This is a genomic window from Streptomyces sp. NPDC092369 (assembly GCF_044755245.1).
Lineage (GTDB): Bacteria > Actinomycetota > Actinomycetes > Streptomycetales > Streptomycetaceae > Streptomyces.
Window position 1 is genome coordinate 498264 of record NZ_JBIVQP010000002.1, and the last position, 14627, is coordinate 512890.

Genomic DNA, 14627 nt, shown 5'->3' on the forward strand with positions numbered 1-14627 from the left:
ATGTTTATGCGGACCAAACCCTAGCCGACGCCCTCGGGGGGTTCGCGGGGAGGGGTGCCTAGTCACTCGGTGGGTTCGCTGGATTGGCGGCTGCGGGTCGTTTGTGGCTGATCGCGCAGTTCCCCGCGCCCCTGAGGGGGTTAGCGTGATCGCGTGTCCTACTTCGACGCTGCGTCCAGTGCTCCGCTCCATCCCGTCGCTCGCCAGGCGCTGTTGGCGTCTTTGGACGAAGGGTGGGCTGACCCCTCGCGGTTGTATCGGGAAGGGCGGCGGGCCCGGATGTTGCTCGACGCCGCTCGAGAAGCCGCTGCCGAAACCGTGGGCTGCCGACCGGACGAACTGGTCTTCACTTCCTCCGGAACACGGGCCGTTCACACGGGAATTGCGGGGGCGCTGGCAGGACGGCGACGCGTCGGGGGTCACCTGATCGTGTCAGCTGTCGAACATTCCTCCGTACTCCATTCGGCCGATATGCACGAGGCCGATGGCGGAACGGTCACGCGGATCGCGGTGGACCGCACGGGCGCGGTGACCGCGGAGGCCTACGAACGCGCCCTCCGGCAGGACACCGCGCTGGCCTGTCTCCAGTCGGCCAATCACGAGGTGGGGACCGTGCAGCCGGTGGGGGCGGTGGCCGAGGTGTGTCGGGCGGCCGGGGTGCCGTTGCTGGTGGATGCGGCGCAGTCGCTCGGGTGGGGGCCGGTCGAAGGTGACTGGTCGTTGCTGGCGGCGAGTGCGCACAAGTGGGGCGGGCCCGCGGGGGTCGGGCTGCTCGTCGTACGGAAAGGGGTGCGGTTCGCGCCGCAAGGGCCCGTGGACGAGCGGGAGTCGGGGCGGGCGGCCGGGTTCGAGAACCTGCCGGCGATCGTCGCGGCGGCGGCCTCCCTGCGGGCGGTGCGCGCGGAGGCGGCCCAGGAGGCGGTACGGCTGCGCGAGTTGACGGACCGGATCCGGACCCGGGTGCCGCACCTGGTGCCGGACGTGGAGGTGGTCGGCGATCCGGAGCGGCGACTGCCCGGGATCGTCACCTTCTCCTGTCTCTACGTCGACGGAGAGACACTCCTGCACGAGCTGGACCGCGCCGGCTTCTCCGTCTCGTCCGGCTCGTCCTGCACGAGCAGCACCCTGACGCCGAGCCATGTGCTCAAGGCGATGGGAGTGCTGAGTGAGGGCAATGTGAGGGTTTCGCTGCCGCTGGGGACGACGGAGGCTGATGTCGAACGCTTCCTGGAGGTACTGCCGGGGGCGGTGACGGCGGTACGGGAGAAACTGGGCGCATCCCTGCCGACCACCATCGCGACCGAGGACGCCCTCATCGTGGACGCCCTCGGCAAACGCTGCCCGATCCCCGTCATCGAACTCGCCAAGGTCATCGGCGAGGTCCCCCTGGGCGGCACCGTCCGCGTCCTGTCCGACGACGAGGCGGCCCGCCTGGACATCCCGGCGTGGTGCGAGATGCGGGGGCAGGAGTACGTGGGCGAGGAACCGGCGGACCAGGGTTGTGCGTACCTGGTCCGCCGGGTCTCGTAGGTCAGCCCAGGTGCCCCTGAACCTCGGCCGCGGCGTCATGCCCGTAAGCCTTGGTGAAGCGGTCCATGAAGTGCCCCCGGCGCAGCTGGTACTCCTGCGTGCCCACCGTCTCGATGACGAGCGTCGCCAGCATGCAGCCGACCTGCGCGGCGCGCTCCAGAGAGACACCCCAGGCAAGACCGGAGAGGAACCCGGCGCGGAAAGCGTCGCCGACACCGGTCGGGTCAGCCTTGCGCTCCTCCTCCGCGCAGCCCACCTCGATCGGGTCCTCACCGACCCGCTCGATCCGCACACCACGCGAACCAAGGGTCGTCACCCGGGTCCCGACCTTCGCCAGGATCTCCGCGTCGCTCCAGCCGGTCTTGGACTCGATGAGCCCCTTCTCGTACTCGTTGGAGAAGAGGTACGTGGCCCCGTCCAGCAGGATCCGGATCTCGTCGCCGTTCATACGGGCGATCTGCTGGGAGAAGTCCGCGGCGAAGGGAATCGCGCGGGACCGGCACTCCTCGGTGTGCCGGAGCATGCCCTCCGGGTCGTCCGCGCCGATCAGCACCAGGTCGAGACCGCCGACCCGGTCCGAGACCGCCTTGAGTTCGATGAGGCGAGCCTCGCTCATCGCGCCCGTGTAGAAGGAGCCGATCTGGTTGTGGTCGGAGTCGGTGGTGCACACGAAGCGCGCGGTGTGCAGCGTCTCCGAGATCCGCACCGAGTCGGTGTCGACGCCGTGCCGCTCCAGCCAGCCGCGGTACTCGTCGAAGTCGAAGCCGGCCGCGCCGACCAGGATCGGCCTGGTGCCCAGCTGGCCCATGCCGAACGCGATGTTCGCGCCGACACCGCCCCGGCGTACGTCGAGGTTGTCGACCAGGAAGGAGAGCGAGACCGTGTGCAACTGGTCCGCGACGAGCTGGTCGGCGAAGCGGCCGGGGAAGGTCATGAGGTGGTCTGTGGCGATGGAGCCGGTGACTGCGATGCGCACGGCGGGGACTCTCCTGTGGGGAGACGGATTGACAGTTCACGCTACCGGGTCGTAGCCGGGCTCTGAAGCCGCCAAAACTACCCGATAGTAGATCTTTCTTCGCGGGTGGAACCGTGCCTACGGTTCGGCTATGACGAACCTCAAGGTCCACGCGCCCGCTCCGGCCGATCTGGAAGGCGACCTCGCGTCGCTGCGCGGCGACTGCGCCAGGATGGCACCGCACTGGACGGCGCCCGTCCGGATCGCCGCGCTGCCGGTGTCGCCGTCGCTGATCCACGGTGTGACGGTGCCCTCGAGGTCGGCTCGACTGCTGGACGAGATGTCCGACTACGGCGACTGAAACCGGCTCGCCGGTCCGTATCGGCGCATTGCAGGGAACCGCGCGCTCCCCCGACGCGTCCCATCGCCGTCCCCCTTAAAGGGGATGCGGGATACGACCCTCCCACCGGCCTCTTTGGCAGGGCCGGGTCAGGGTCAAGGGACAGTTGCGCAGCCGAAGGAGCGATGCGGTGAACACCGAGCGACCCGATGACGACACCCCTGCCTCCGGCGGTGAGGTGGGGGCTTCCGGCACTGAGGCCGCCAAGGGCGCGGAAACCGAAGCCGCCGAAAACGCCGAAGTCGCTGCGAAGGCTGCCGGTACCGAGGAATCGCCTGTTGAGGCTTCCGGTGCCGAGGAGACGCCCGTCGAGGCTGCCGGTGTCGAGGAAACGGGCGCCCGTGACGACGAGGACACCGAGTCCGAGGCGGCTCCCGGCGCGGAAGCCGGCGACGCCGAAACCGCCGAGGCCCCGGCCGACGCACACGCTCCCGTTCTCGACGAGGCGCCGGACGCGCCGGACGTCGATGAAGCCGACCCCGATCCCGTCCCCGCCGAAGTCCCCGGCCCGCACGAGTCCGAGGCCGAGGCGCCCCGGCCGAACCGACGGCGTCCCCGCGTTCTCGTCGCCTCCGTCGCCGCCGCCGTCCTGCTCGTCGGTGGCGGTGGGGCGTATCTCGCGGCCACGGCCTCCGGAGGAGACGGTGGGGACAAGGGAGCCGGGGCCTCCGGAGGAGACGGCGGGACTCCCCCGCAGCTCGTGCTCGACGGCTACGCCGAGGGCGGTTCGAACGGGATCGCCCCCGGGGAGCCGAATCCCTACGGCGTGACGTACAAGGTCGACGGCAGCCTTCCCGACGGACCGGACTCGGCGCCGGTGTACCGGGCGACGGGTGAGGTCACCAAGGACGAGGTGGCCCGGCTGGCGAAGGCGCTCGGGGTGGACGGGTCGCCGGTGGTGCGGGGACAGTCCTGGCAGGTCGGGCCGGACAAGGACGGTGCGGGGCCGAGCCTGGTCGTCGACAAGGCGGCGCCGGGCACCTGGACCTTCCACCGGTTCGCGGCCGGCACCGACAACTGCAAGAGCATGACCGTCTGCCCGCAGGACCCCGCGAACCCGGCCGGCGACACGGTGAGCGAGGCCGCGGCGAAGAAGGCGGCCGCGCCGATCCTGAAGGCGATCGGTCAGGACGACGCGAAGGTGGACGCCAGCCAGGTCATGGGCGCCCAGCGGGCCGTGAACGCCGAACCGACGGTCGGCGGGCTGCCCACCTACGGCTGGACGACCGGCCTCACGGTGAGCGCGCAGGGTGAAGTGGTCGGCGGCACCGGCCGGTTGAAGGCACCGGTGAAGGGCGACACGTATCCCGTGCTGAGCGCGAAGAAGACGCTGGCCCTGATGAACGCGGCGCCGACGACCGACCACCGCATGGGCATCGGCGGCTGCGCCAGTGCCGTACCGCAGAAGGACCGGCTCGAAGCGCCGTGCGGATCGTCGACGGCTCAGCCCACGCGGGAGACGATGACCATCGGGGACGCGGTGTTCGGGCTGGCCGCGCGGTCGGTGGACGGGCGGCAGGCGCTGGTGCCGTCGTGGCTGTTCCAGGTGCGGTCGGCCGGGGCGGCGGACGGTTTCCGGGTGACGTATCCGGCGGTGGACCCGAAGTATCTGGCCTCGCCCTCGACCACGCCGACCGGTGCGCCCACCCCCACCGCGTCCACGCCGGGCGGCGACGAGCCGACCTCGGCTCCACAATCGCGGGACGTGGAGGTGCAGGGCTACTCGGCCGAGGGCAAGGAGCTGACCGTGACCTTCACCGGCGGGGTGTGCGCCGACTACAAGGCGACGGCGAGCGAGAGCGGGGGCGAGGTGACCGCGACGGTGACCGAGAAGCCCTGGAAGAACAAGGTCTGCATCATGATCGCCAAGGAGTACCAGCAGACGGTCCAGCTGGACGCGCCGCTCGGTGACCGCGAGGTCGTGGGGTCGGACGGCAAGGGGATCCCGCTGGAGAAGGCGGGCGCGCGGCTGCCGCAGGCGTCCATGGCGCGGTAGCCGGGCGCGCGCAGGAGCCGTCCTCCGCCCGGCGGACCCGGGCGGGCGGACAGGACGAAGGCGGCGGCCCCGTCGGAGGGGGCCGCCGCCTTCGTCGTGTCCTGGTGTCTCAGTCCGGCACCGCGGTCACCGCGGGCCGGTGAGGCTCAGCTGAAGGAGTCGCCGCAGGCGCAGGAGCCCGTCGCGTTCGGGTTGTCGATCGTGAAGCCCTGCTTCTCGATCGTGTCCACGAAGTCGACGGAGGCGCCGCCCAGGTACGGGGCGCTCATGCGGTCGGTGACGACCTTGACGCCACCGAAGTCCTTGACGACATCGCCGTCGAGGGAGCGCTCGTCGAAGAAGAGCTGGTAGCGCAGGCCGGAGCAGCCGCCGGGCTGAACGGCGACACGCAGGGCCAGGTCGTCGCGGCCTTCCTGGTCGAGCAGGGCCTTGACCTTCGCCGCGGCGGCGTCGGACAGGATGATGCCGTCGGTGACGGTGCTGGTCTCGTCCGATACGGACATCTACATCTCTCCCGGGTTGTACGGAGACTGCTTGCCGACAATTGCAACCGGCAGGGCCGCGGATTCATTCCGGGCCGGGTGGCGTTCTTTTCGCCTGTTCCTCTTCTGTTCCACCAACCATGCTCGCACATGCCCGCAAGGTCCCTCGCCGAGTGCGTATCGAGTGCCCACCGGGATTGATGTCACATCGACGCTATGGGCATCGTCAAACTGACGTGAAGCAGTTATGATAGATAACGTCAATTCGACGAGAAGGTCCGTCTTTTCAGGACAGCCCGCAGAACAGAAAGGGTGCGTGTCGTGACCACCGCCCAGACCCAGGAGCTCGACGTACAGCCGACGCCCCTCGCCCTGCTGCTGCTCGGCCGCGAGGCCGACCCGAAGAGCGAGCGGGGCGTCGAGTGTCCCGGTGACCTGCCCTCGCCGTCCGACCCCGACCTGGTCGAGCGGGCCCGCGCGGCCAAGGAGAAGCTCGGCGACAAGGTCTTCGTGCTCGGCCACCACTACCAGCGCGACGAGGTCATCCAGTTCGCCGACGTCACGGGTGACTCGTTCAAACTGGCCCGGGACGCGGCCGCGCGCCCGGAGGCCGAGTACATCGTGTTCTGCGGTGTGCACTTCATGGCGGAGTCCGCGGACATCCTCACGTCCGACGACCAGAAGGTCGTGCTCCCGGACCTCGCGGCCGGCTGCTCGATGGCCGACATGGCCACCGCCGAGCAGGTCGCCGAGTGCTGGGACGTGCTGACCGAGGCCGGCATCGCCGAGCAGGTCGTGCCCGTCTCGTACATGAACTCCTCCGCCGACATCAAGGCGTTCACCGGCAAGCACGGCGGCACGATCTGCACCTCCTCGAACGCCGAGCGGGCCCTTGAGTGGGCCTTCGAGCAGGGCGAGAAGGTCCTGTTCCTGCCTGACCAGCACCTGGGCCGCAACACGGCCGTGCGGGACATGGGGATGACGCTCGAGGACTGCGTCCTCTACAACCCGCACAAGCCCAACGGGGGCCTGACCGTTGAGCAGTTGAGGGCCGCGAAGATGATCCTGTGGCGCGGCCACTGCTCGGTGCACGGCCGCTTCTCGCTGGAGTCCGTCGAGGACGTCCGCGCCCGCATACCCGGCGTCAACGTCCTGGTGCACCCCGAGTGCAAGCACGAGGTCGTGAGCGCGGCGGACTACGTCGGGTCGACGGAGTACATCATCAAGGCACTTGAGGCGGCCCCGGCCGGCTCGAAGTGGGCCATCGGTACGGAACTCAATCTCGTACGCCGGCTCGCGAACCGGTTCGCGCCCGAGGGCAAGGAGATCGTCTTCCTCGACAAGACGGTCTGCTTCTGCTCGACCATGAACCGCATCGACCTGCCTCACCTGGTCTGGACCCTGGAGTCCCTGGCCGAGGGCAAGCTGGTCAACCGCATCGAGGTCGACAAGGAGACCGAGGCCTTCGCGAAGCTGGCGCTGGAGCGGATGCTGGCCCTGCCGTAGGCCCGAGTCCGGCCCGGCTCACCCGACCCCGCTCACTCGGCCCGGCTCACTCCGTCACGGGCTTCCGTTCGGGGTGAGCCGGGTCGAGGCTGAAGACGGTGCCGTCCGGGGTGTTCACGATCAGCGCACCGCCGTACGGCAGTACCGCCGACTTGATCACCTCGCCGCTCGCGAGCTGCTCGGCCTGCGCGCCCGTCTCCCACAGCAGCGTGCCCTTGCGGGCGTCGAGGGCCGCCACCCGGCCGCTGGTGCTGGCCAGATACAGGGTGCGGGTGCGGGCGTCGTACGTGGGCCGGCCCGAGCCCTCCGCGCCGGTGCGGGTCTGCCACAGCTGCTTGCCGCTCAGCGGGGACACGGCGGTCACCAGGCCGTTGGCCCCGGTGATCCACAGCGTGCCGTCGGCCAGCGTCACCGCGCCCTCGTAGGTCTTCGCCAGCTTCGTCGTGGTGCCGGCGCCCGTGTCCGGGTCGATCAGCCGGATCCTGCCGAACGTCAGCTCCTCGGGGCGCGTCGGGCCCGTGGTGCCGACCGCGAGGGCCAGCTTGCCGTCGACGGTGCCGAGCAGACCGGTCGTGTACGGGGTCTCCACCCGCCGGACCACCGAGCCGTCGGCCTGGTCCAGCTCCAGGAGCTCGGCGGGCCGACTCTCGTCCCCCGGGAAGCAGTGCGCGTACAGGCCTGAGCCGTATGTCAGGAGCTGGCAGTAGTTGTCGGCGGGCAGCTCCACGGTCCAGCGCTCGGCGCCGGTGCGCGGGGAACGGGCCGTCACCCGCCGGCCCTCGGGGGTCAGGGCGAGCTCGCCGGACACGCCCAGGTCGACGGTCTCGTCGCGCACCTCGCGGGACCAGAGCCGCTCGCCGCTGTCCGTGTCGAGAGCGACGACGGTGACCGTCGAGTTCCCGGAGGTCCCGATGTACACGACCTGTCGGACCAGCATCACGTCGTCCCGCACGCCGAGGAGCGTGAAGGAGTTCAGCTCCGCGCCGGGTTCGGTGGACGCGAGGGAGGAGCGCCAGACCGTCTTGCCGGTACGGCCGTCCAGCCGGACCGGAAGGATGTCGTTGCCCGCGCAGTAGACCGCGTCCTCGTACCTGGCGCAGGTGGCGTCGGTCGGGTCGCCGCTCTCCTTCCCCAGCGCCTCGGCCGCGCCGCGCGGTGCCGTCCTGAACACCGTCGACTGCCAGGTGCCGAAGCCGGTGGGCACCGTCGCCCACCGGGAATCCGGGGAGCCGGCGGAGGCCGGCGCCGGAGGACTGTCCGAGAATCCCGGGCCGAGCCACACGTACCCGAGCAGGCCCAGGGCCGTCGCGCAGACCGTGCCGACCACCAGCAGCGGGCGGAGGCGACGGCTCCACCCGCCGGTACGGCGGCCGGGCCCGGGGGGCTTGGTCGCCTCCCCCGGGTCGGCTCCGGAGGTGGTCTCCCCCACGGTGCGCAGCCGGTCCGTACGCAGCGTCAGCGTGACCGGGTCACCGGGATCCGACTCGGGCAGGGCGTCCGCGAACTCCCGTTCCAGCTCGTCGAGTTCGGGCCGGTCCTTGGCCTCCTTGGCCAGGCAGCGCTCCAGGACCGCGCGCAACGGCAGCGGCAGCCCGTCCAGGACGGGTTCGTTGTGGACCACCCGGTAGGCCGTCAGATAGGGGCTGTCGGCGTCGAAGGGACCGCGTCCGGTGACGGTGTACACCAGCAGCGCCCCGAGCGAGAAGACGTCCGAGGAGGGGCCCACCGTACGGGCGTCGGTGAACTGCTCCGGGGACATGAAGGGCGGGGTGCCGATCATCTGGCCGGTCTCGGTGAGGGTGTTGTGGTTCTCCACCGCGCGGGAGATGCCGAAGTCGATGACGCGGGGGCCGTCCTCGGACATCAGGACGTTGGCGGGCTTCAGATCCCGGTGCACCACCCCGGCCCGGTGGATGTCCTGCAGCGCCTCGACCAACCCCAGCGCCACACGGCGCAGTTCGCCGCCCTTCAACGCGCCGTGGTCGCGGATCCGCTCGGCGAGGGAGTTTCCGGGGACGTACTGGGTCGCCATCCAGGGCCGTACCGCCTCCGGGTCGGCATCCACCACCGGTGCGGTGAAAGCGCCGCTCACCTTGCGGACGGCCTCGATCTCCTGGCGGAACCGGGCGCGGAAGACCGGGTCCTCGGCGTACTGGGCGTGCACGACCTTGACGGCGACGTCACGGCCCGAGCGGGACCGGCCCCAGTAGACGACGCCCATGCCGCCGACTCCGAAGCGGTCCACCAGTCGGTACCCGCCGACCGACTTCGGGTCGTCCTTGTGCAGTGGCACCGCGGGGATCCCCTTCACCGTCAAGCAGTTCGAGCCACAAGATACCCAACGGGCAAAAGCCGACGGCCGGGCCCCGGACCGTCCTGGTCCGGGGCCCGGCCGCCTCGGCCGTCACACTCCCGCGGGCTCCGGCTCCGGTTCGTCCGAGGCCGATCGCGAGGCCGGCGGCTCGGTCTTCCTCGCCTGCTTCGCCGCGCGCTTCGACGCCCGCCGCTCCTTGCGGAGTTCGAGCATCGCGTAGAGCGTCGGAACCAGGAGCAGGGTGAGCAGCGTCGACGTGATCAGGCCGCCGATGACGACCACGGCCAGCGGCTGGGCGATGAAGCCGCCCTCGCCGGTGACGCCCAGGGCCATCGGGAGCAGGGCGAAGATCGTCGCCAGGGCCGTCATGAGGATGGGCCGCAGACGGTGCCGGCCGCCCTCGACCACGGCCTCGACGACGCCGTACCCCTGCTTGCGGTACTGGTTGATCAGGTCGATCAGCACGATCGCGTTGGTCACCACGATGCCGATGAGCATCAGCATGCCGATCATCGCGGGGACGCCCATCGGGGTGCCGGTGACGATCAGCAGACCGATCGCGCCGGTCGCCGCGAACGGGATGGAGACCAGCAGGATCAGCGGCTGGGCGAGCGAGCGGAAGGTCGCGACCAGCAGCATGAAGACGATCGCGATCGCCGCCAGCATCGCCAGGCCCAGGTTCTTGAACGCGTCGTCCTGGTCCGAACTGACCCCGCCGATCTCCGCGGTGGCGCCTGCCGGCAGCTTGAGGGCGTCGATCTCGGTCCCCAGCCTGCCGCTCACCGCACCTGTGTTGTCGCCGGTCGGCCGCGCGGTGATGGTCGCCGCGCGGCGGCCGTCGATACGGGTCATCGAGACCGGTCCGTCGACCAGCTTCACCGTGGCGATGTCGCCCAGCTTCACCGGACCGAGCTTGAGATTCCGCAACTGGGCAAGAGTCGCGGCCGGCTTGGCCGACTTGATGACGACGTCCCGCTCGGTGTCGTCCAGGATCGCCTTGGCGGCCGTGGTGCCCTTGACCGCCTCGGTGACCGCGGCGCCGAGGGTCTGGTCGTTGTAACCGGCCGCCGCCGCTTTGGAGTTGGCCTTGACCGAGATGCGCGGCACGCTCTGCGAGAGGTCGCTGGTCACATCGGTGACGTCGTCGAGGCCCGCCACGGTCTTGCGGACCTGCTCGGCCGCCGTACGCAGCACGCTCGCGTCGGCCGCCTTCACGACCACGCTCAGGTCCTGGTTGCCGAAGCCGTCACCGGCGGAGACGGTGGTGGTGCCGATGCCGGTCAGCTTCTTCAGGCCGGACTCGATGCCGTCCTGCACGTCCTCGTAGGAGGCCGAGTCGTCCAGCATCACCTGGTAGGAGGCCTGGTTGGTGTCCGTGCCGCCGCCGAAGGCCGCCATGAAGCCGGAGGAGCCGATGGTGACCTGGTAGTCCTTGACGCCCTTGGTGGCGCCGAGCAGCTTCTCGACCTTCTTGGCCTGTGCGTCGGTGGCCGCCAGGCTGGTGCCGGGCTTCAACTCCTGCTTGACGGTGAGGACTTCCTGCTCGCCCTGGTCGAAGAAGTTCGTCTTCAGCAGCGGCGCCATGCCGAACGTGCCGATCAGGATCACGGCCGCGAGCAGCACGCTGGTCAGCCTGCGGCGGGTGGCGAAGCGCAGGACGGGGACGTAGATCCGCTGCAGGCGGCTCTTCGCCTCCTTCTCCTCGGCCAGTCGGCGGGCCTGTTCGGCGTCGCCGGGCGTGCCCTTGGGGGCGCGCAGGAACCAGTACGACAGGACCGGTACGACCGTCAGCGACACCAGCAGCGAGGCCAGCAGGGCCGCCGTCACCGTCAGGCTGAACGAGCCGAACAGCTCGCCCACCATGCCGCCGACCAGGCCGATCGGCAGGAAGACGGCGACCGTGGTGAGGGTCGAGGAGGTGACCGCGCCGGCCACCTCGCGGACCGCCTTGAGGATGGCGTCCTCGCGCTCCTCGCCGTAGCCGAGGTGCCGTTTGATGTTTTCCAGGACCACGATCGAGTCGTCGACGACCCGGCCGATGGCGATGGTCAGCGCGCCCAGCGTCAGCATGTTGAGGGACAGGTCGCGCGTCCACAGGACGATCAGCGCGAGCACGACCGAGAGCGGGATGCTCACCGCGGTGACCAGGGTCGAGCGGACCGAGGCCAGGAACACCAGGATGACCAGGATCGCGAAGAGCAGGCCGAGCGCGCCCTCGGTGGTCAGGCCGCTGATGGACTTGGAGACCGCCGGGCCCTGGTCGCTGACGACCGTGATCGTCGCGCCCGAGCCGACGTCCTCGCGCAGATCGGGGAGCTTGTCCTTCACCGCGTTCGAGATGGCGACCGCGCTGCCGTCGTGGTCCATGGTGACCGACACCGCGAGGCTCGGCTTCCCGTCGGTGCGGGTGAGGGAGTCGGCGGTGGCCTGCTGCTGCTCGACGGTGGCCACGTCCCCGAGGCGCACCGGCTTGCGGCCGCCCTGGCCCGTGACCATCAGGTCCTGGATCTGCGTCAACGAGGTGAAGCCGCCGCCCACTTGGACCGTGCGGTTGGCGCCGTCCTCGTCGAAGGAGCCGGCCGGGACGGTCGCGCCGCCCGCCTGCAGGGCCTGGCCGAGGGCGAGCGTGCTCAGCCCCGCCCGCGCCAGCTTCGCGTCGTCGGGTGTGACGGTGACCTGGAGGTCCCGCACCCCGTCGACCGTGACCTGGCGGACGCCGTCGATGGCCTTCAGGTCCGGTACGACGGTCCGGTCGAGGCGGTCGGCGAGGGCCTGCTGGTCCTGTTGGGAGGTGACGGCGAGGACGACCGTCGGGATGTCGTCCGTGGAGCCGGCGACGACCTGCGGGTCGACGTCGTCCGGGAGTTGGACGCGGGCCCGGTTGACGGCCTGCTGGACATCGGCGACGAGCTGCTTGGTGTCGTTGCCGTAGTCGAAGGAGGCCATGATCACGGCGTTGCCCTCGCTCGCCGTGGAGGTGACGCCGGTGATGCTGTCGACGGCTTCGAGGTTGTCCTCGATCGGCTCGACGACCTGCTTCTCGACGACGTCGGGTGCGGCGCCCTGGTAGGGGGCGATCACGGACACCATGGGCAGTTCGATGGAGGGCAGCAGTTGCTGCTTGAGCTGCGGTATCACGATCGCTCCGAAGGCGAGCACGATGAGGGACATCAGACCTATCAGGGCCCGTTGCGCGAGGCTGAATCGGGACAGCCAGGACATGGGTGAGGGTTCTCTCTTCCGGGAGGAGTCTGCTGGGAGAGGCCTTCTGGGAGGGTCAGAAGGGCGGGAATCGACAGCGGACGCACAGGTGAGCGGCCGCCCTCTCACCCTGAGCCATCGGGGAGCCCCGATTCCTAGCCCCCAGGTCCCGTTCCTTATCCCGCGCATACTCCGGCCGCAGTACGGCCCGGTGGAGATCACTCCACCCTTGGACGTACCAGCCCCGACTCGTAGGCGATCACGACCAGTTGGGCCCGGTCACGGGCGCCGAGCTTGGCCATGGCCCGGTTGACGTGGGTCTTGACCGTGAGCGGGCTGACCTCCAGACGCTCGGCGATCTCGTCGTTGGAGAGCCCGCCGGCGACCTGGACCAGTACCTCGCGCTCCCGCACGGTGAGCGCGTCCAGCCGCTCCGCGCGGGCCGGGTCTCCGCCGTCGTCCGCCGCGCCACCCTGGGCGAGGAAGCGGGCGATCAGGCCCTTGGTGGCAGCCGGGGAGAGCAGTGCCTCGCCGCCGGCCGCGACGCGGATGGCGGACAGGAGCTCGTCGGGTTCGCTGCCCTTGCCGAGGAAGCCGGAGGCGCCGGCGCGCAGGGACTGCACGACGTAGTCGTCGACCTCGAAGGTGGTCAGGATGACGACCCGGACGTGCGCGAGGGAAGGGTCTGCGCTGATCATGCGGGTGGCCGCGAGGCCGTCGGTGCCGGGCATCCGGATGTCCATCAGCACGACGTCGGCCCGCTCCTGCTTGGCCAGCCGCACCGCCTCCGCGCCGTCGGACGCCTCGCCCACGACCTCCATGTCGGGCTCCGAGTCGACGAGCACACGGAAGGCGCTGCGCAGCAGGGCCTGGTCGTCGGCGAGCAGGACACGGATGGTCGTCATACGGGGTCCCCCGAGGCGCGTGTGCGGGTCTTGACCGGCAGGATCGCATGGACGCGGAAACCGCCGCCGTAGCGGGGACCGGTGGTGAGGGTGCCGCGCAGGGCGGTGACGCGCTCGCGCATGCCGAGCAGTCCGTGGCCGCCGCCGTTCTCGGGGTCGTCGTCCTCGCCGGCGCCGTTGTCCAGGACGGTGATCTCGATGTTCGGTCCCACGCGTACGACGCTGACCTCCGCCTTCGCCTCGGTGCCGGCGTGTTTCTGCACGTTGGTGAGGGCCTCCTGGACCACGCGGTAGGCGGCCAGGCCGACGGCGGCGGGCAGGGTGGTGCCGTGGTCCGCGCGGGCGACCTCGACGTGCAGTCCCGCGCTGCGGAAGGTGCCGACGAGTTCGTCGAGGCGGTCCAGGCCCGGTGCCGGTTCGGTGGGGGCCTCGGGGTCGCCGGACTGACGCAACAGGCCGACGGTGGCGCGCAGTTCGTTGAGCGCGGAGCGGCTCGCCTCGCGTACGTGGGCGAGGGCTTCCTTGGCCTGGTCGGGGCGCTTGTCCATGACGTGCGCGGCGACTCCGGCCTGCACGTTGACCAGCGCGATGTGGTGGGCGACGACGTCGTGCAGGTCACGGGCGATCCGCAGGCGCTCCTCGGCGACGCGGCGGCGGGCCTCCTCCTCACGGGTGCGCTCGGCTCGCTCGGCGCGGTCCCGGATGGCCTGCACGACCGCGTGCCGGCTGCGGACGGCGTCTCCGGCGGTGGCGCCGATGCCGGTCCAGGCGAAGATCGCGAGGTTCTCCTGGGCGTACCAGGGCAGGGGCCCTGCCAGCATCGAGGCGCCGGTCAGGACGGTCATCGTCAGCAGGCCCAGGCGCACGGTGGTGGCGCGGTCGGTGGTGTACGCGACCGTGTAGAGGGCGATGACCGCGGACATGGCGACCGGGGCGCGGGGGTCTCCGACGACGCACTCGACCAGGGAGACGGTGCCGGTGAGAGCGAGGACGGTCCTCGGGGCGCGGCGGCGGAAGACCAGGGCGAGGGCCCCGAGCACGATGAGCACGAGGGAGAGGACATCGGGGGTGCGGATGCCCCAGTCGACGCCGTGCTTTCCGTGCGGGTCGACGTATGAGCCGGCCACCATGCAGACCAGGACGCCGAACGCCAGCGCCGCGTCCAGCGCGAGGGGGTGCGCCTTCAGGTGGTGGCGGGCGCGGTCTTGGGTGCGGCTCACGTACCGAACAGTACGGCGTCCCTGCGGGGCTTTGAACGGGGGCTGCCTGTAGGTTTCCTGCGCGGTTCGGGCGTTGGCGTGGCCGTTCCCGGGGGCTGCCGCCCCCGGCCCCCCGCTT

The 14627-nt window shown here is 70.6% G+C and carries 10 protein-coding genes; 4 read left to right on the forward strand and 6 right to left on the reverse strand.

Annotation, left to right across the window (positions count from 1 at the left end; genetic code table 11):
* Window positions 1–153: 153 nt before the first annotated feature.
* On the forward strand, window positions 154–1530 hold the full coding sequence (locus tag ACIQI8_RS11920) for a cysteine desulfurase/sulfurtransferase TusA family protein (protein WP_402347773.1): 1377 nt from the start codon (window positions 154–156) through the stop codon (window positions 1528–1530).
* Between the two features lies 1 nt (window position 1531).
* Here the strand turns inward: ACIQI8_RS11920 and ACIQI8_RS11925 are convergent, their stop codons facing one another.
* Window positions 1532–2506, reverse strand: coding sequence for a carbohydrate kinase family protein (locus ACIQI8_RS11925; protein ID WP_402347776.1), 975 nt, complete (start codon window positions 2504–2506; stop codon window positions 1532–1534).
* 130 nt (window positions 2507–2636) lie between these two features.
* Between ACIQI8_RS11925 and ACIQI8_RS11930 the strand changes: the two genes are divergently transcribed.
* Both ACIQI8_RS11930 and ACIQI8_RS11935 read left to right on the forward strand, forming a co-directional pair.
* The gene (locus tag ACIQI8_RS11930) at window positions 2637–2846 is read left to right on the forward strand and encodes a hypothetical protein (protein ID WP_124004202.1); all 210 of its coding nucleotides are present in this window, start codon (window positions 2637–2639) and stop codon (window positions 2844–2846) included.
* Window positions 2847–3015: 169 nt separating this feature from the next.
* Complete coding sequence (locus ACIQI8_RS11935; RefSeq protein ID WP_402347779.1) at window positions 3016–4881, forward strand: hypothetical protein; 1866 nt, start codon at window positions 3016–3018, stop codon at window positions 4879–4881.
* 146 nt (window positions 4882–5027) lie between these two features.
* Here the strand turns inward: ACIQI8_RS11935 and ACIQI8_RS11940 are convergent, their stop codons facing one another.
* Window positions 5028–5384: an iron-sulfur cluster assembly accessory protein gene (locus tag ACIQI8_RS11940; RefSeq protein WP_124004201.1), complete on the reverse strand. Its 357-nt coding sequence runs from the start codon at window positions 5382–5384 to the stop codon at window positions 5028–5030.
* A gap of 300 nt (window positions 5385–5684) precedes the next feature.
* On the opposite strand from ACIQI8_RS11940, the gene nadA reads away from it, so the two are divergent.
* Window positions 5685–6869, forward strand: a complete 1185-nt coding sequence (gene nadA / locus ACIQI8_RS11945; RefSeq protein ID WP_402347782.1) for a quinolinate synthase NadA — start codon at window positions 5685–5687, stop codon at window positions 6867–6869.
* A gap of 46 nt (window positions 6870–6915) precedes the next feature.
* On the opposite strand, the gene ACIQI8_RS11950 is transcribed toward nadA, so the two are convergent.
* The 4 genes from ACIQI8_RS11950 to ACIQI8_RS11965 form a co-directional block, all read right to left on the reverse strand.
* Window positions 6916–9162, reverse strand: a complete 2247-nt coding sequence (locus ACIQI8_RS11950; RefSeq protein ID WP_402347785.1) for a protein kinase — start codon at window positions 9160–9162, stop codon at window positions 6916–6918.
* A gap of 111 nt (window positions 9163–9273) precedes the next feature.
* On the reverse strand, window positions 9274–12405 hold the full coding sequence (locus ACIQI8_RS11955) for an efflux RND transporter permease subunit (protein WP_402347788.1): 3132 nt from the start codon (window positions 12403–12405) through the stop codon (window positions 9274–9276).
* Between the two features lie 197 nt (window positions 12406–12602).
* On the reverse strand, window positions 12603–13289 hold the full coding sequence (locus tag ACIQI8_RS11960; protein ID WP_124004196.1) for a response regulator transcription factor: 687 nt from the start codon (window positions 13287–13289) through the stop codon (window positions 12603–12605).
* On the reverse strand, window positions 13286–14509 hold the full coding sequence (locus tag ACIQI8_RS11965; protein WP_402347792.1) for a sensor histidine kinase: 1224 nt from the start codon (window positions 14507–14509) through the stop codon (window positions 13286–13288). The genes ACIQI8_RS11960 and ACIQI8_RS11965 overlap by 4 nt, the downstream gene beginning before the upstream one ends.
* Window positions 14510–14627: the final 118 nt, after the last annotated feature.